Raw genomic sequence first — 17,356 nt, forward strand, 5'->3', positions numbered from 1 at the left:
TTCACGAAAGGCGGCTCGCTTGCATATCGAGTTCCGGCACCTGCGGACGATCAAGGCGATCCATGACACCGGTGGGCTGGCCCGCGCGGCCGACGCGCTGAACATGACGCAATCTGCCTTGTCGCATCAGGTCAAGGGCATCGAGGATCAGGCCGGGGTAGAGCTTTTCGTGCGCCGGTCCAAGCCTTTGCGCCTGTCGGCCGCGGGCATGAAACTGTTGGCGGCGGCAGAGCGGATCCTGCCCCAGATCGCGGCCCTTGAGGCCGAGTTCGCGGGGCTGGTCAGCGGACGGTCGGGACGGCTGCACATCGCGATCGAATGCCATGCCTGTTTCGAATGGCTGTTCCCGGTGCTGGAACAGTTTCGAAAGGCATGGCCCGAGGTCGATGTCGACATCCGCCCCGGCCTGGCCTTCGAGGCGCTGCCGGCGCTCAGGCGAGAGGAGGTGGACGTTGTCATCTCGTCGGACCCCGAGGAAATGCCGGGTGTCGATTTCACGCCGCTTTTCGATTACGAGCCGCTGTTCGTCGCAGCCGCGCAGAACCCGTTGGCGGCGCGCCCTTGGATCGAGGCGGCCGATTTTCGCGACCAGACGCTGATCACCTACCCGGTCGAGCGTGCGCGCCTCGATATATTCTCGCAGCTTCTGACCCCTGCGGGGGTCGAACCCGCGGCGCTCAGGCAGGTCGAGATGACAGCGGTCATCCTGATGCTGGTGGCCTCGAACCGGGGTGTTTCAGTTTTGCCCGACTGGGTGTTGCGGCAGGTTCGCACCAACAGCGAATATGTCACCCGGCGGCTGACCGAGACAGGGCTGACGCGCCGTCTTTACGCCGCGACGCGGGCCGAGGATACCGCGCGGCCCTTCATGGCCCATGTCGTGCGGTTGGCCCGGCAGGAGGCGGTCAAGCTGCAGCGCCCTGCAGCGGGTGGCACTTGGACGGGCGAAAGAGGCGACTGAGCGCGCGGCCCCGCGCCGCCGGATTTCAGGCGGCTGCGCCCGGTGGCCCGGCGCCATGGACAGGGGCGGGCAGCCGCGCCCCTTCGGCAAGCAGACGGGTGCGCGCGTCTGCCAAGGGCATGGCGGCGCCAAAGAGGAAACCCTGCCCGACGGTGCATCCCATCCGCCGCAACTGGCGCAACTGGTCATCCGTTTCCACGCCTTCGGCAACCACCCGCACGCCAAGTCCGGTGCCGATTGACAGAAACCCTGCCACCAGCACATCTGCGGCCGGATCAAGGCCCAGTCCGGCGACAAAGGTGGTGTCGATCTTCAGCTCGTCGAATTCCAGCTGCCGCAGGTGCTGGAATGATGCAAAACCGGTGCCGAAATCGTCCAGCGAGATGCGCAGGCCCAGCGCCCGGAAATGCGCGATGCTGGATTGGATCATCTCCGCCGCGCGCGCGATGAACACGTCTTCGGTGATCTCGAAGGTCACGTGGCCCCGGACCTGCGGATAGCGCGCGATCAGCGCCTCGAGGTCGGACCGGCCACTGCGGGTGGCCAGCGCCACCTCGGGCACGTTGATGGAGACCTGCCCGGGGTCCAGCCCTTCGGCCATCAGCGCGGCCACATCCCGCAGGACGCGCCCGGTAATGTGCGACAGGAATTCGCCCTGCAGCCCCAATTCGTTGACCTGCGGCAGGAAGTCGCCCGGCGATAGCTGGCCCCGGATCGGGTGCAGCCAACGTGCCAGCGCCTCGAACCCGGCGATGCGCCCGGTCTCAAGGCAGACCTTGGGCTGGTAGAAAGGCCGGATCTGCCCCCGCGTCATGGCGTCGAGAATGGCGGTGCGATCTTCGAGGCTGGGGCGCGGTACGAAGCGACCGGGCTCGTAGAGGGCCGCATGCCCCCCGCTTTCTGACTTGGCCTTGAACATTGCCTGATCGGCCTGCGCGCACAGCGCCTCGACCCCCAGTTTGCCGTCCTGCCCAAGGCTGATCCCGACCGAGGCGCTGACCTGCAACGCGCGGTCAAGGTAGTGGACCGGGGCCTGCATCGCGCGGGCCACGCGTTCGGCCAGCCGAAGCGCGGCACCGCTGCCCTCAACCCCCGGAAAGGCAAGGGCAAACTCGTCGCCGCCCAACCGCGCTGCGATGCCTCGGGTCCCGGCGATCCGGCGCAGTCTGCGGCCAATCTCGACCAGAACATGGTCGCCCGCTTCGTGGCTATAGGTGTCGTTGATCGGCTTGAACCCGTCGAGGTCCATCAGGAACACCGCCGTTTGTCCGCCCGGCTGCGGCGCGGCCAGCATGCGGCCCAGTTCGATGTCGAAGGCACGACGGTTGAGCAGACCGGTCAGGCTGTCATGCAGCGACAGATGTTCCAGCGCGCGCAACCGGGCATTGGCCTCTTCGCGCGCGCGCTCCAGCGCATGGGCGGTGTCCTTCTGCTTGGACAGCGTTTCGACCGTGTTGAAGATGTAGACCACCATCATCCCCGCCGTGACCAGCCATTGCCACGGCGAGGCTTGTGCATAGACCATGCCTGCCGAGAGGTAATAGACGACGAAGGCCGCGCTGAACGAGGGGATCATCAGCGACCAGTTGAAGAAGGGGAGTGCTGCGAAGGTATTGGAAATGTGAACGAAAATACCGAACAGCCACAGGTAGCCTGCAAGCAGCATGGCAACCGATCCCTGTCCGGTGAAAACGAATGCGGGAGCGATGAAGGCGCCGATCGAGGTCCAGTTGACCAGCCAGATCACCAGCACCCGCCCGGGGCTTACCAGCGCGTCGCGCGCCGGCATGGTGAGATGAAGGGTCAGCCCGCAGGCCTCGAAAAACAGGATCGCGCCGCCGATCAGCGCCGCGCTGCGCCATTCGCCCAGCCACAGCATGATGCCGCAGACAAGAAACGTCGAGGCCAGCCGCTTGGGCAGGTCGCGCCGCGAGATATGAACGACGAACCGCGACTGATAGCGGATCTTTTCGTATGTCTTAGAGAACATGCGCTGCGGCCACCCCGGTCCTCGTCGCAGTCTAGAGGTCAAGATGACAACAAAAGGTTAACAGATCATTGATGATCGCGGTTGCCGTCGCGCCCCTTGTCGGGGTTGCGCCAACCGCCTATACGCCCCGCCTGACCCCCGAAGGAGCGACAGATGCCCGGCAGCGCGAACCTCAACGTCATGATGAAGACCGCCCGCAAGGCGGGACGCGCCCTGCTGAAGGACTTTGGCGAGGTCGAGCACCTGCAGGTCTCGGCCAAGGGACCGGGCGATTTCGTCAGCCGTGCGGACCGTCAGGCCGAGACAACCATCCGCGACGATCTGATGGCTGCGCGCCCCTCTTACGGATTTGTCGGCGAGGAAGGTGGCGAGATCGCCGGCGAGGACCCGACGCGCCGCTGGATCGTCGACCCGCTCGACGGCACCAGCAACTTTCTGCACGGCCTGCCGCATTGGGCGGTGTCGATCGCGCTGGAACACAAGGGCCAGCCGGTTGCCGGCGTGATCTACGACCCGGTCAAGGACGAGATGTTCTATGCCGAGAAGGGCGAGGGGGCGTGGCTGAACGAAAGCCGGCTGCGCGTGTCGGGCCGGACCCGGATGATCGAATGCCTGTTCGCCACGGGGCTGCCTTTTGGCGGGCGGTCTGATCTGCCTGCGACCTTGCAGGATCTGGCCCGGCTGTTGCCCGCCTGCGCCGGTGTGCGCCGGTTCGGCGCGGCGGCGCTGGACCTCGCCTATGTCGCGGCGGGTCGTTACGACGGCTTCTGGGAACGGCGGCTGCATGCCTGGGACATCGCGGCCGGTGTTGTCATCCTGCGCGAGGCGGGCGGATTCATCGAGCCGTTGAACCCCGAGGGCGACATTCTTGCCGATGGCGAACTCGTCGGCGCGGCCCCCGGCGTGTTCGAAAGTTTTGCCAAGGTCATTCGCGGCGCCTGACGCCATAGTCTTGCCAAAATGGCCGTCTATCCTGACGGCATGATGATTAACATTTTTAAATCCGATTTCTTGCGGTCATTTGCCGCTGCCGAGGACGGCGCGGTAACTGTTGATTATGTGGTGGGTACCGCGATGGCGGTCGGCTTTGGCCTGGCCGTGACGAACGCAGTTTCGGGCGGCGCGGTGGCGTTGGCCGACAAGATCAGCACCGGAATCCAGAACGTGCACGTCGATTATCGGCCGGCCACGTCGGGCACCACGGTGGGAAACTCGTCGGGCACGTCGTCGGGCACGTCATCCGGCACATCGTCGGGCACTTCCGGCGGGTCTTATGGTGGCAGCAGAGACCACGAGGGCCACGACTGAGGCTGACCTAGCGGCGGTCCTTGGGACGGCGCACCACGGGCACGATGCTTGGCGCCAACCCCGTTGCCTCGGGATGGGGTGGCTCGCCGTGGCTTCGCGCCCAGAAAGCGGGCCCGCCGCGAAAAGCCCAGACCGGAATCATCAGCGTCAGCCCCAGTCCGAAGCCGGTCACATGCGCCCAATAGGCCACGCCGCCCCCCGTCGGGTCTGACCCGACGCCGCTGAACAGTTGCAGGCCGAACCACAGCCCCAGCACCAGCCATGCCGGGATCGGGATCAGTCGCGCATAGACGACGAGGAAAATCAGCACGTCGACCCGCGCGCGCGGAAAGAACAGCAGGTAGCCCCCCATCACCCCGGCAATCGCACCAGAGGCCCCGATCGTGGGCACCCGGCTGGCCGGGTCTGCAAGATACTGTCCCAGGTCTGCGCCAACGCCGCAGACAAGGTAGAAGGCGACGAAGCCCGCCGTGCCCAGTTGGTCCTCCATGTTGTCCCCGAAGATCCACAAGAACAGCATGTTGCCCGCAAGATGCATGAACCCGGCATGAATGAAGAGCGAGGTGACAAGCCCGCTGTAATTCTGCCCCGCGCTGATCCGCGCCGGGATCATCGCGTAATCAAAGAGAAACCGGTTCATGGCGAAGTTCGAATTCAGCGCGCCCAGCCCGTAAAGGTAGATGGCCACGTTCAACCCGATCAGCACCCATGTGGCCACGGGTGTGCGGGACGAGGGGTTGTGATCGCGGATCGGGAACATCGCAGGCTCCGGGCGGCTGTCTGAGGATCAGACTAGGCGCCCGGCGCGGATTGTCACCGCATGATTGCGCGTCATGCCGCCGCGCCGGAGACTTGCGCCAGCAGCGCGGCATTGCCGCCCGCCGCCGTGGTATCGATGCAGACGTGGCGTTCGTGCAGCACGTGCGCCGCGTCGGGCCGAGAGGTGACCAGCGCAACCAGCGGGCCCTCGCGGCGCGCCAGCGCCTCCTCAATCGCGCGACCGATCTTGGCTTCGCCCCACCACAACACCGCGCCCAGTGGCGCCAGCGCCGTCAGTGCGGCCGGGTCCACGGCGCCGCCGGCCTGTACCGCGTGACCGCCCAGCGCCTCGACCGCCGCCGCCTGTTCCGCTGCCGCCTCGGGGCCGGGGCCAAGGCAGAGGACAGGCGCGCGCGGATGCAGGCTCAAACGGTTCGATTCGCCCGTGGGGCCGGGCAGGTCACGCACGGGCAGTTTCCGCGCGGCGGGGGCAGCGCGCAGCGCCTTGCCCAGCGCGGCCATGTCGGCGGGCCCGGTCCAGTCCGCGCCCCCCGTTCCTGGTTGCGGGGCGGCAAAGCGCGGCAGGTAGTGCGGTCCGCCCGCCTTGGGCCCGGTTCCCGAAAGGCCCTCGCCGCCGAAGGGCTGGCTGCCCACCACGGCGCCGATCTGGTTGCGGTTGACGTAGATGTTGCCGGCATGCACGCGCTCGACCACGGTCTGCACCCGGTCGTCGATGCGGGTATGCAGGCCGAAGGTCAGGCCGTAGCCGCTGGCATTCACGGCGTCGATCACCGCGTCGATCTCGTCGGCGCGGAAGGTGGCCACGTGCAGTACCGGGCCGAAGACCTCGCGCTCCAGTTCGGCGATGCCCTTGATGCGGATCACCGCCGGGCCGATGAAATGGCCCTCTGCCGGCGCGGCCAGTTCGTGGATCACCCGCCCCTCGGCGCGGGCCTGCGCCACGTGCGCGGCAATCGTCGCATGCGCGGCGGCGTCGATCACCGGTCCGACATCGGTTGCTAGATCGCCCGGGTCGCCCAGCCGCAACTCTGCCATCGCGCCCTTGAGCATCTTCAGCACCTTCCCGGCCACGTCCTCCTGCAGGTAAAGGCAGCGCAGCGCCGAACAGCGCTGCCCGGCCGAACGGAAGGCCGAGGCGACGATGTCGCGCACGGCATGTTCGGGCAGGGCGGTGGAATCGACGATCATCGCGTTCAGCCCGCCGGTTTCGGCGATCAGCGGCGTGCCGGGCGCGCAGGTGCCGGCCATCGCCATGCGGATCTTGCGCGCCGTCGCGGTCGAGCCGGTAAAGACCACGCCGCCCAGCCGCGGATCGGCCGACAGCGCCGCGCCCACCTCGCCGCCACCCGGCAGCAATTGCAGCACCTCGGCCGGCACGCCCGCCGCATGCATCATCTGCACCGCGCAGAAGGCGACCAGCGGGGTCTGCGGCGCGGGTTTCGCCAGTACCGCGTTGCCCGCCGCCAGCGCCGCCGCGATCTGGCCGGTGAAGATGGCCAGCGGAAAGTTCCAGGGGCTGATGCAGGTCCAGATGCCGCGCGGCGCGAGATCGCCCGCCGCGACAGCCTGCGCCGCGTAATAGCGCAGGAAATCGACCGCCTCGCGGACCTCGCTGACCGCGTCGGCCAGTGTTTTGCCTGCCTCGCGCGCCAGCAGCGCGAAAAGCTCGGGCGCATTGGCCTCGTAGGCATCGGCGGCGGCGTTCAGGATGCGCGCGCGGTCGGTGACCGGCGCCTGCCATGTCCGGGCATCGTCCAGTGCTGCGGCAATCACCTCGGCCGAGGCTTCGGCCACCTGGCCTACGGCATCGCCTGCGGCCGGGTTGGTCACCGGGTGGGCCACGCCGGCACCGGCGAATTTCGCCCAGCCGGGGGTCAGCGGGTGTGCCTCCCACGCGGCCTTGTCAAAGGGGGCGCGGCCCGCGTCCAGCGCGTCCAGCGTCGGCGTATGGGTAATATCCCAGCCGCGCGAATTGCCGCGCTCTGGCTGGAACAGGTCTGGCCCGTCCGGCAGGTGCGGTGTGGCGCGCAGCGGGCCGAACGGGTCTGCCGCAACCACTTCGGGAGGGACCGCCTTGTCGACGATCTGGTTGACGAAGCTGGAATTCGCGCCGTTCTCCAGCAGCCTGCGCACGAGGTAGGCCAGCAGGTCTTCATGCGCGCCGACGGGCGCGTAGATGCGACAGCGCGTGCCCTCGGCCTTCAGCACGATCGTGTGTAGCGTCTCGCCCATGCCGTGCAGGCGCTGGAACTCGAAATCCTCGCGTGTCCGGCCCATGCTGCGCGCCATGTCCAGCACCGCTGCCACGGTATGGGCGTTGTGGGTGGCGAATTGCGGGTAGATCCTGTCGGTCAGGCCCAGCAGCTTGCGCGCATTGGCGATGTAGCTGATGTCGGTCGCCTGCTTGGCGGTAAAGACCGGGAAGCCTGCCATCCCCTCGACCTGCGCGCGCTTGATCTCGGCATCCCAATAGGCGCCCTTGACCAGCCGCACCATGATCCGCCGGTTCAGCCGCGTGGCCAGATCATGCAGGTAATCGATGACAAGCGGCGCGCGCTGGCCGTAGGCCTGCACCACGATGCCGAACCCGTCCCAGCCCCTCAGCGCGCCGTCCGACAGAACCGCCTCGATCACGTCGAGCGACAGGGCCAGCCGGTCGGCCTCTTCCGCGTCGATGTTGAAGCCCATGCCGGCGGCCTTGGCCAGAAGCGCCAGTGCCTTCACCCGCGGCACAAGTTCCTCCATCACGCGGGCCTTCTGGGCCACCTCGTAGCGCGGATGCAGCGCCGAAAGCTTGACCGAGATGCCGGGGTTCTCGGCCACGCTGTCATGCGTGCAATGCGCGGCAATCGCCGAAATCGCACGCGAATAGGACAGGTGGTAGGCCCGCGCGTCGGCTTCTGTTCGCGCCGCCTCGCCCAGCATGTCATAGCTGTAGGTAAAGCCCTTGGCCTGCATGCCCTCGGCCCGCTTCATCGCCTTGCCGATATCCTCGCCCAGCACGAACTGACGGCCCATCTCGCGCATGGCGCGGCCAACGGCGGTGCGGATCACCGGCTCGCCCAGCCGTTTGATCGCGCCCTTCAAGGCGCCGGTCAGACCCGCCTGCCGCTCGTCCAGCACCCGGCCCGTCAACATCAGCGCCCAGGTCGAGGCATTGACCAGCGACGAGGCGGAGCGGCCAAGGTGCTTGCCCCAGTCCGACGGCGCGATCTTGTCCTCGATCAGCGCGTCGATTGTCTCGGCATCTGGCACCCGCAGCAGTGCCTCGGCGAGGCACATCAGGGCAATGCCCTCGTCGGTGGACAGGCCGTATTCGGCAAGGAACACCTCCATCAGCCCCGGCTCGGCGCCGGCGCGTATCTGGCGGACAAGATCGGCGCCCTTTGCCGCGATCCGCGCACGCTCCAGTTCGCCAAGCGCCGCCTGTGTGCGCAACGCGTCCAGCGCTGCACCCTCGTCGGCATAGATGGCGGCGTCGATGGCGGCACGCAGGTCCGCGGCGGAGGTCTGGGTCATGATCTGTCCTTGTGATGATCGACCCATGATAGCCGATTGTCGCGGGGCGATTTGCCTGCTAATCGTTCACATGCAGAAGAATCCGCCCGAATTATGGGGGAAGAATTGGCCGAAAGTCTTTCCGATCTCGACCGGTTCGATCGCAAGATCCTCGACATGCTGGCCATCGACGGCCGGATCAGCGTGACCGAGCTGGCCCGCCGAATCGGCCTGTCGAAATCCCCCACGCAGGCACGGCTGAAACGGCTTGAGGAAACTGGTGTCATCCGCGGCTACCGGGCGCTTTTCGACCCGATCCGTCTTGGCCGCGATCACGTCGCCTTCGTCGAGGTGAAACTCAGCGACACGCGTGAGGCGGCACTGGCGGCCTTCAATGCCGCCGTTCTGAAGGTGCCCGAGATCGAACAGTGCCACCTGATTGCCGGGCCCTTCGACTATCTGCTGAAGGTGCGTACCGACAGCATGGTCAGTTACCGGGCCGTGCTGGCAGACAAGATCTCGACACTGCCGCACCTGTCGAGCACGTCAACTTACGTCGCGATGCAGGCGGTCAGGGAAGATGGCCTGCTTCCCGGCGAAGGCTGAGGGGGCTTGACCGCGGGCCGCGTCGCGCCACCATCGTTCCATGCGCTTTGCGATCGTCGCCCTTTGTCTTGTAGCCGCCCCTGCCCTGGCCGAGGAAACCTGTCCGCCGGGGCCGGACCATGGTGCGCAGCTTTCGGCGCTGATGCAGGACCTGCGCACAGCCCCTGACGAGCAAACAGCGACGCAGACGGCTGACAGCATATGGCGGCTCTGGACCGAGGCGCCGGATGCCAAGGCGCAGAAACTGCTCGATGATGCGATGCGCCGGCGAGAAGACTACGATTTCCTTGGTGCGCGCGACCTGCTCGACACCCTTATCGCGTACTGCCCAACCTATGCCGAAGGCTATAATCAGCGCGCCTTCATCAGCTTCTTGCGTCAGGAATACACCGCCGCCCTATGGGACGAGAACAAGGTGCTGGAAATGATGCCTGACCATTTTGGCGCCCTTTCCGGAAAGGCACTGACGCTGATGGCACTGGGCCGCGACGACGAGGCGCAGGAGGTGCTGCGCAAGGCGGTTACCATCGATCCGTACCTGAAGGAACGCGCTTTGCTTCGCCCCGATCCGGGCACTGCCCTCTAGCGCCGCTTTACGCCCCGCTCCGCGCGTTCTAGGACAGAGACGTGCCCGCGTGGTGGAATGGTAGACATCGGAGACTTAAAATCTCTTGGCCCTTGGGCCGTGCCGGTTCGAGTCCGGCCGCGGGCACCAGCCGATCCGGTAAAGCAGATGAAGCGACGCCACATGTCCGGATGGCGGGTGAGGCGCACAACCCCGCGGCCAGTTGCGCATTGCCGGAGGCCGATCAATCCAATTGGCCGTATTGCCGCACGCGAAATTAAGGGTCCGTTGTCGGGTGTTTGCTAAACCCGCGCCAATCGGCGTATGACAAAGCCGGGTTGTGGCTGGAAAAAGTGCAGGGGCGGGCGAATGCGAGCCGGCAATAACCGCTTGGAGGCATGGCTGGCACGGGCGATCTGGCTGCTGATATTCTTTGGCGGCCTGGTCTTCTGGGGTGTGACGCTGTGGCTTGCCGCGGGCTATTTTGCCAGTGCCAAGACAATCACCAGCGACCGTGGTGGCGTCCTGACGGATTACGAGGCTCGGGCTGCCGCGCTTGATGCCAAGGGAGAAGAGATCCGCGTTACCGGCGAATGCACGAGCGCCTGCACGGTCTACCTCGGCGCGCGGCATGTCTGCACAACCCCCGACGCAAGGTGGGGGTTTCACTCGCCGGCCGTGCAGGGCCCGGCTGCCGCTACCTTGGCTGCGTGGGATGCCGGGAAGGGCCCGGACGTGCTTTGGCTGATGACCGACACGGCGCGGCTTGAAATGGCAGGGTTCTACCCAGCGAGCTTGCGGGCCTGGTTTCTCAGCGGTCCTGGCCTGAGGCCGGAGGTTACATATGTGAGCGGAGCCGAGATGATCCGGCTCGGCTGGGCCAGTCGATGTCAGTAATGCGCGCAATTTCTTGACCGGGTCACCTGCAATAGTTGCCTGCGCCGGGCCTCTGTCGCCAGCGTCGCTCTGCCCTAACCGCCGGCCCCGTCAGCCAGGTGCGATCCACGCAAGACCAGCGGGCATTCCAGCCTGACCTGAGTATCGGGCAACGGCGCTTTCGACAGCAGCACGTCCGCGCACCACTGGCCCATCTCGCGGTGCGGTAGCAGCACGGTGGACAGCGGCGGTGCGAGGTGGCGCGCGATTTCCTGGTCGTCATAGCCCATCACGGCAATCGTCTCGCCCGGCTTTTCCCCCAATTCCTTAAGCGCCTCGTAGCAGCCAACGGCCATCAGGTCGTTGGCGCAGAATATCGCGTCGGGCCGGGTGGGGCCGGCCATCAGACGCAGGGTGGCGTCGCGTCCGCCATTGGCGAGGAAATTGCCCTCGACGATCAACGACGGGTCGACGGGCAGGCCCGCCGCCCGCAACGCACGCTCGTAGCCTTCCATCCGCTGGTCAGAGGCTTCCATCCATGGCTCGCCCGAGACGAAGGCGATCTTGCGATGGCCCGCGTCGATCAGGGCGCGCGTGGCCACCTCGCCGCCGCGCCGCTCGGCCGGGACGATGCCGGGCAGCCGTCCCTTGGCCTCGTAGCAGTTCAGCAGCACCGCGCGCTGCATCGAAAGCGCCTCGGGCGGGGTGACCTGCCGCGTCAGGATCGAGCCATAGACGACGCCAGCCACCCGGTCGGCGGCCCATTTGCGCAAGACTGCGCGTTCGTAGTCACGGTCGCCGCCGGTCATCACCACCTCGACCAGCACGTCCGATTTCCACGCCTGTTCCTGTAATCCCTCGATCGAGATCGCGGCGAAGGGGCTGGTGGCAACCTCATCTAGCATCAGCCCGATCACGGTATGGCCGGCCGATTTGGGCGGGCGCCCGGCACCGCGCGGCCGATAGCCCAGCGCCTGTGCCGCTTCTGTCACCCGGCGGCGGGTGTCGGAGCTGATCCGCATCCCCTCCATCCCGTTGAGAACGAACGAGACGGTTGCCTGTGACACGCCTGCGCGCAGCGCCACATCAGTCATCGTGACACGCGTGGGGCGAGGGGAGTCGTCGTCGGCCATTTGCACCGGCTGGGATTCGAGGTTGTTTCTGCTAATAAATATTGCTAATAATATTAGCACAAGGCCGAATCGTCGGTCTTTGGGGGAGCCATTTCAGCGGGGGGGAGCGATGCCGGAGGTCCGGAGCAGACGCCGTCACCTGAGCGAGGCGCAGGCCGCGGTGATCCTGCTTGCGCCGTTTCTGGCAGTTTACGCGGCCTTTCTCATTTACCCGTTTTTCCGTGGCTTCTGGATCAGCCTGCACGACTGGAACCTGATGGCCGTGGCGCTCAATCCAGACGCCACGCAGTTTGTCGGCCTGAAGAATTACATTCACGTCTTGTGGGGCCGCAACATCACCTGGGGCGTCTGGGTCAGCCCGACGCTGCAGGCGCTGGGCCTTGCAGGCCTGGCCCTTGCTGTTCTCCTTCGCCGGATGGACCGGATCAGCCGTGTCACCGCTATCGCCCTTGGCGTGGCGGCGGTGCTGCTGTTTGTCCTCCCTGGTTTCCATCCCGGCGAAGGGGGGCGCTGGTACGACCGGCGGTTCTGGCCAACGGTTGGCCATACGTTGGTCTTCGTGGGTCTGACGGTGCCGGGCGTGACGATATCCGCACTGGTGCTGGCTGCGGCCCTGAACCGCGAGACCAAAGCGATGGCCGTACTCCGCACGCTGTTCTTTCTCAGTCAGGTCCTGTCGGTGACGGTGGTCACGCTGATCTGGCAGATCATGTTCTCGCCGCAGCAGGGCCTGATCGCCAACATCACGAAGCTTTTCGGCGGCTCGCCCATCGTCTGGCTGACCGACGAACGCTTCGCGATGGCGGCGATCGTGGTCACCACCGTCTGGTGGTCACTGGGCATCGCGATGATCCTGTTTCTTGCAGGTCTGCAGGACATCAGCCGCGACATTTACGAGGCCGCGGCGCTGGATAATGCGACCGGGTTCAAGGCATTCCGCTATATCACCCTGCCCAACCTCAAGCGCACCATCACGCTGGTGATCGTTTTGCAGATCATCCTGCATTTCCAGGTCTTCGGGCAGGCTCACTTGATGACGGGGGGCGGGCCCAACGACACCACGCAGGTGCTGGTGCGCTACATCTACCAGACCGCCTTCCGCGACAGCGATCTTGGCCGGGCCGCCGTGATGGCGGTGTTCCTGTTCGTGATCATGGGGGCCTTTTCGGTCCTGCAATTCGTGCTGGGACGGGAGGAGGCGTAATGGGCAACAGGTCTTACGTCTGGCTGGTCGTTGCGCTGTCGATCCCTGCCTTTCTATGGCTGGTGCCGACGCTGTGGATGCTGTCGCTGTCGTTGCAGCCCAATGACGTGCTGGCGCGAACCACGTCGTCAACTGCGCTGGGCCTCGTGCCGCTGCCGTTCACCCTCGACAACTACACGGCCCTTTTCGCTTACGGCAAGACGCCGCTGTGGTTCCTCAATTCGGTGATCGTGGCTTTCGGCATGACACTGGGCGTGCTCGCCGTCTCGACGACGGCAGGTTACGCGCTGGCCCGGCTGCACTTTCCCTTCAAGACGGCCATCACCGTGATCTGCCTTGTCGGGCTGATGGTGCCTGAACAGGCGGTCTTCATTCCACTTTATACGATGTTCGCCGATTTCGGCTGGCACAACAGCTATCACGCGCTGATCCTGCCGCGCATGGCCGTGCCGATCGGCGTCTTTCTGATGATGCAGTTCTTCAAGGCGATTCCGGGCGACATCGAGGAGGCGGCGCGCCTCGACGGCGTGGGCTGGCTGCAGATCTTCTGGTACGTCATGCTGCCGTTGGCGCGGCCGGCGATGATGACGCTGGCGATCCTCACCTTCCTTTACGCCTGGAACGATTATCTCTGGCCGCTGGTTTCGGCCAGCCACCCCGAGTTCTTCACCATCACGCTGGGTCTGGCCAGCCTGCAATCCAATTTCGCGCAATCGGAAGGGCTGGGCCGTGTCATGGCCTCGGGCGTCATCGCCTCGCTTCCGGTCGTGATCCTGTTCCTGATCTTCCAGCGCTACGTCGTGCAAGCCATGACCGTGGGCGGAAGCAAGGGATGAACCGGGGCCAAAGGCCCCACATGAAACCGGGAGGAGACCCATGAAACACCTGTTCATCGGCGCGGCGCTTGCCGCGACCATCGCGACGGGCGCGGCGACGGGAGCGCGGGCAGACGAGACCGTGACTCTGGCCCGCTTCTTTGGCGCCTGCGAGGACGCCGGCACCGATACCACCACAACGGTGGGCGAGGCCTGCATCATCCAGTCCATCATCAATGCCGCCAGCGCCCAGATTCCCGGCGTGACGGTCAAGACGCTGCCAACCGACTGGGGCAACTACTATGACCACATCAAGGCGATGTTCGCCGCCGGCGACCCGCCCGATGTCTTCGTCATCCACCGCTCGGCGCTGGCCGAATATGGCAAGCTGGGCGCGCTGGCCGACCTGACCGACGATCTGGCCGGCGTCGGCATCGACGTGAACGATTTCACCGATAAAGCGATCAAGGCGGCCAGCTATAACGGCCGGATGATCGCCATGCCGATGGATTTCCACGCCAACCTTTTCCACGTCAACATGGACATCATGAAAGAGGCCGGCCTCGTGAAGGACGGCAAGCCGATCCTGCCGAGCAGCCCTGAAGAACTGCTGGCGCAGGCCCAGCAGGTGAAAGAGCGCACCGGCAAGGATTATCTGGCGGCCGACTTCGCGCAGTTCCCGATCGGGGTGCGGCTGGTCGAGGCGCTGCTGTGGCAGCAGAACTCGAACATCTTTACTGCTGACGGCACCGCGACCATCGACACGCCCGAGGCGCGCAATGCGATCCACGCGATCACCCAGCTTTTCGATACCGGGCTTGCCAATCCGAAGCTGAACTATGCCGATAGTCAGCAGGCCTTCCTGAACGGCGATGCGGCGATCCTGGTGAATGGCGACTGGGTGGTGGGCGATTTCACCGACCAGGCCACCAAGCCGGATGTCGCGCTCAAGAACTACTACGTGGCGACCTTCCCGCAGCTCTTCCAGTCGCCGGCGACATGGGCCGACAACCACACCTGGGCAATTCCGGCCTCGCTGAAGGCAAACGACCCCGAGAAATACCAGGCCGCGCTGAAGGTGCTGAAGTTCATCTACGACCATGACATCGACTGGGCCCGCACCGGGCACATGGCGGTGCGCAAGTCGGTGCTGGAAAGCGATGCCTATGCCGCCCTGCCGCACCGGACCGAGTATGCCGGCACAACGGCGATCGCGCACGATACGCCTGCCTCGCCCAGCTACAACGCGATCCAGGACGTGCTGAACCGCGAATTCCAGGCGATCTGGCTGACTGGCAAGCCGGTGGACCAGGCCCTCGCCGACGCGCAGGGCGAGGTGCAGGACATCCTCGACCGCTAAGCTTTCATGCCACCCCGGTCCCCGCTGTTGTTGCGGGGGCCGGACCCTTTCTTTCGACCTGACAGACCGGAGTGCCCGCGATGACCCGATGGACACCAGCCCGGGCGCGGGCCTGGGCGGCGGAGCGGCCCTGGGTCTGCGGCTTTAACTACCTGCCATCGACGGCGGTGAACTTCCTCGAAATGTGGCAGGCCGAGACATTTGACCGCGCGACCATCCTGCGCGAGCTTGGCTGGGCGGCCGAAATCGGCTTCAACGCGCTGCGCGTCAACCTGCACACGCTGGTCTGGCAACATGACCGCGACGGGCTGGCCGAGCGGTTCAACTGGTTGCTGGACGCGGCCGCACGCGCAGGGCTGCAGACCGTGCCCTGCCTTTTCGACGATTGCGGGTTTGGCGGGGACGAACCCGCCTTTGGCCCACAGCCAGAACCAATTCCGGGCGTGCACAACAGCCGCGCAGTGGCCAGCCCCGGGCGCGCCGCGCTGTCAGACCCTGATCTCTGGCCGGTTTTCGAAGGCTATGTGCGCGATATCGTCGGCCGCTTTGCCGCTGATCCGCGTATCCTGTTCTGGGACATCTACAACGAGCCGGGCAATCGGATGATCTTTCACCGCGACGGCGCCCGCGAGCATGAACCGGATTTCACTCCACACAGCCTTGCCCTGATGCGCGCGGCCTTCGACTGGGCGCGGGAGGCACGGCCGATCCAGCCGCTGACGGTGGCAGCATGGACAACGCCCGCGCCGGGCGTCGCCGCCGCACCCTACCAGACCGAGGTTGATCGCGAGGCGCTGGCGCTGTCGGACATTGTCACGTTCCACGCCTACTGGGACAGCGCCCATGTCGCGGGCTTCATCGACCATCTGGCCGCGCTGGAGCGCCCGATGTTCTGCACCGAATGGATGGCACGCCCCGTGGGCAGCCGCATTGCCGACCAACTGACCTTGTTCAAGGCGCGGGGTGTCGGGGCGTTTCAGTGGGGGTTGGTGGCGGGGCGCACCCAGACGACCCTGCCCTGGCCCGCCAAGCTTGTCGCTCAGCACGGTGGAGCGGCCGACAGATCGGTCTGGTTCCACGACCTTCTTCATGCCGACGGCACGCCTTACGATCCCGCCGAAACTGCCCTGATCAGACGGCTGACCAGCGCTGACGCCGGGATCGCCGGCTGACATCGCCTGCCATTGTTCCCCGATTCTCTGGATCATCGCCTTCAAATCCGGATCTGACCGGAAGGGGCGTGGAATCCGGATTACTGCGGAAGATGTGATGCGAGGCCGCTTTCGCCTGCGAGATCGTGGTCGGCGCGTATGTGAAATTCTTGATGTACGACGCGGCCCCAACTGTGCTTGACCAAACGTCATCGCCGGCGAGACCAGGACGCGTGTCAGGCGGTCACGGGGCCACTCTTTCGTATCGGCTGATCAGCAGATTCTGCGCCAGTTTTCGCAAAATTTGTTGAAAAAACAGGGAAATTATGCACGCTCGAAGGTATAGTGAATGAGATCGTACCCGGGGAAAGCATGCCAAACCCCTTGTTCTACAGTAGTGTCGTTGCCCTAAATCGTGATGCCCACCGCCGTCTGAAGCTGACGAATCGGTCGGCGCGATTCGGTTTTGCCAGCGAGTCGCATCTGGTCCCCGCGATGGTGGAAGAGTTCACCGCCGCGGCGCCCGAGCTGCCTATCGCCTTCTTGCCCGGCGGGCCCGCGCCCAGCCCGGTCTTCGTCGCTGGCCTTGCGCCGGGGCAGAACCTGATTGTCGATGCCGAGGGCGGCTGGGACGCGGGTTATGTCCCCGCTTACCTGCGGCGCTATCCGTTCATCATCGGCGAAACGACCGGCACTGATCCGGTCCTTTGCGTCGATTCCACCTATGACGGCCTGACCGAGGACGAGGGCGATCCACTGTTCGATGAAGAGGGTGCGCCGACCCGCGTGGTGCAGGATGCCATCGAATTGACCGGCCGCTTTCGCGATGCGGCAACGCGCACGCAAGGCTTCTGCTCGCGCCTCAACGAACTCGGCCTGCTGCGCAGCGTGACGCTCGACGTCAAGCGGCCGTCGGGCGAGACCACGGTCGTGCACGGCCTGATGACGGTCGACGAAGCGGCACTTGCCGAATTGCCCGAGGAAGATTTCCTCAGGCTGCGTAAAGACGGCTACCTGCCGGCGATCTACGCCCATCTGCTCAGCCTGCGCACGCTTGACCGGCTGAACGACAAACTGACCGCCCGCCAGCAGATGGCGGCCGAATGACA

15 protein-coding genes and 1 tRNA gene are annotated in these 17,356 nt (G+C 65.6%); 12 read left to right on the top strand and 4 right to left on the bottom strand.

The genetic code is table 11. The features are described 5' to 3' along the window. Positions 1 to 19 precede the first annotated feature (19 nt). Complete coding sequence (locus GC146_RS01905; protein WP_291833588.1) at positions 20 to 961, top strand: LysR family transcriptional regulator; 942 nt, start codon at positions 20 to 22, stop codon at positions 959 to 961. A 25-nt stretch (positions 962 to 986) separates the two neighbouring features. Here the strand turns inward: GC146_RS01905 and GC146_RS01910 are convergent, their stop codons facing one another. Next, positions 987 to 2,951, bottom strand: a complete 1,965-nt coding sequence (locus GC146_RS01910; protein WP_291833590.1) for an EAL domain-containing protein — start codon at positions 2,949 to 2,951, stop codon at positions 987 to 989. A 153-nt stretch (positions 2,952 to 3,104) separates the two neighbouring features. Here GC146_RS01910 and GC146_RS01915 point away from each other — a divergent pair, with 153 nt between their 5' ends. Both GC146_RS01915 and GC146_RS01920 read left to right on the top strand, forming a co-directional pair. Continuing rightward, positions 3,105 to 3,893: an inositol monophosphatase family protein gene (locus GC146_RS01915; protein ID WP_291833592.1), complete on the top strand. Its 789-nt coding sequence runs from the start codon at positions 3,105 to 3,107 to the stop codon at positions 3,891 to 3,893. A 42-nt stretch (positions 3,894 to 3,935) separates the two neighbouring features. After that, the gene (locus GC146_RS01920; RefSeq protein ID WP_291835787.1) at positions 3,936 to 4,259 is read left to right on the top strand and encodes a hypothetical protein; all 324 of its coding nucleotides are present in this window, start codon (positions 3,936 to 3,938) and stop codon (positions 4,257 to 4,259) included. Between the two features lie 7 nt (positions 4,260 to 4,266). Here the strand turns inward: GC146_RS01920 and GC146_RS01925 are convergent, their stop codons facing one another. Together GC146_RS01925 and putA are read right to left on the bottom strand one after the other, a co-directional pair. Then, positions 4,267 to 5,019 carry a rhomboid family intramembrane serine protease gene (locus GC146_RS01925; protein ID WP_291833595.1) on the bottom strand — a complete coding sequence of 251 codons (753 nt, stop codon included), beginning with the start codon at positions 5,017 to 5,019 and terminating at the stop codon, positions 4,267 to 4,269. A 71-nt stretch (positions 5,020 to 5,090) separates the two neighbouring features. Beyond that, a complete protein-coding gene (putA, locus tag GC146_RS01930) occupies positions 5,091 to 8,558 on the bottom strand; it encodes a bifunctional proline dehydrogenase/L-glutamate gamma-semialdehyde dehydrogenase PutA (RefSeq protein ID WP_291833598.1) in 3,468 nt (1,155 codons plus the stop codon). Positions 8,559 to 8,663: 105 nt separating this feature from the next. Here putA and GC146_RS01935 point away from each other — a divergent pair, with 105 nt between their 5' ends. The 4 genes from GC146_RS01935 to GC146_RS01950 all read left to right on the top strand — a co-directional run bounded on the left by GC146_RS01935 (position 8,664) and on the right by GC146_RS01950 (position 10,605). Then, positions 8,664 to 9,143 (top strand): Lrp/AsnC family transcriptional regulator, encoded by a 480-nt coding sequence (locus GC146_RS01935; protein WP_291833600.1) that lies wholly within the window; start codon positions 8,664 to 8,666, stop codon positions 9,141 to 9,143. Positions 9,144 to 9,183: 40 nt separating this feature from the next. Then, positions 9,184 to 9,729, top strand: a complete 546-nt coding sequence (locus tag GC146_RS01940) for a tetratricopeptide repeat protein (protein WP_291833603.1) — start codon at positions 9,184 to 9,186, stop codon at positions 9,727 to 9,729. A 43-nt stretch (positions 9,730 to 9,772) separates the two neighbouring features. Then, positions 9,773 to 9,858, top strand: a tRNA-Leu gene (locus tag GC146_RS01945). 219 nt (positions 9,859 to 10,077) lie between these two features. Next, complete coding sequence (locus tag GC146_RS01950; RefSeq protein WP_291833607.1) at positions 10,078 to 10,605, top strand: hypothetical protein; 528 nt, start codon at positions 10,078 to 10,080, stop codon at positions 10,603 to 10,605. Positions 10,606 to 10,679: 74 nt separating this feature from the next. Here the strand turns inward: GC146_RS01950 and GC146_RS01955 are convergent, their stop codons facing one another. Beyond that, positions 10,680 to 11,717, bottom strand: a complete 1,038-nt coding sequence (locus tag GC146_RS01955) for a LacI family DNA-binding transcriptional regulator (RefSeq protein WP_291833609.1) — start codon at positions 11,715 to 11,717, stop codon at positions 10,680 to 10,682. A gap of 109 nt (positions 11,718 to 11,826) precedes the next feature. Between GC146_RS01955 and GC146_RS01960 the strand changes: the two genes are divergently transcribed. The 5 genes from GC146_RS01960 (at position 11,827) to GC146_RS01980 (ending at position 17,354) form a co-directional block, all read left to right on the top strand. Then, positions 11,827 to 12,921, top strand: coding sequence for a sugar ABC transporter permease (locus GC146_RS01960; protein WP_291833611.1), 1,095 nt, complete (start codon positions 11,827 to 11,829; stop codon positions 12,919 to 12,921). Beyond that, positions 12,921 to 13,757, top strand: coding sequence for a carbohydrate ABC transporter permease (locus GC146_RS01965; protein WP_291833614.1), 837 nt, complete (start codon positions 12,921 to 12,923; stop codon positions 13,755 to 13,757). Before GC146_RS01960 ends, GC146_RS01965 begins: the two co-directional genes overlap by 1 nt. 40 nt (positions 13,758 to 13,797) lie before the next feature. Further along, complete coding sequence (locus GC146_RS01970) at positions 13,798 to 15,096, top strand: extracellular solute-binding protein (protein WP_291833617.1); 1,299 nt, start codon at positions 13,798 to 13,800, stop codon at positions 15,094 to 15,096. An 80-nt stretch (positions 15,097 to 15,176) separates the two neighbouring features. Beyond that, positions 15,177 to 16,268 carry a hypothetical protein gene (locus GC146_RS01975; RefSeq protein ID WP_291833620.1) on the top strand — a complete coding sequence of 364 codons (1,092 nt, stop codon included), beginning with the start codon at positions 15,177 to 15,179 and terminating at the stop codon, positions 16,266 to 16,268. Positions 16,269 to 16,619: 351 nt separating this feature from the next. Next, entirely contained in the window at positions 16,620 to 17,354 is a 735-nt protein-coding gene (locus GC146_RS01980; protein WP_291833622.1) for a SapC family protein, read from the top strand. Positions 17,355 to 17,356: the final 2 nt, after the last annotated feature.

This window comes from Limimaricola sp. (assembly GCF_016125575.1).
GTDB lineage: Bacteria > Pseudomonadota > Alphaproteobacteria > Rhodobacterales > Rhodobacteraceae > WGLM01.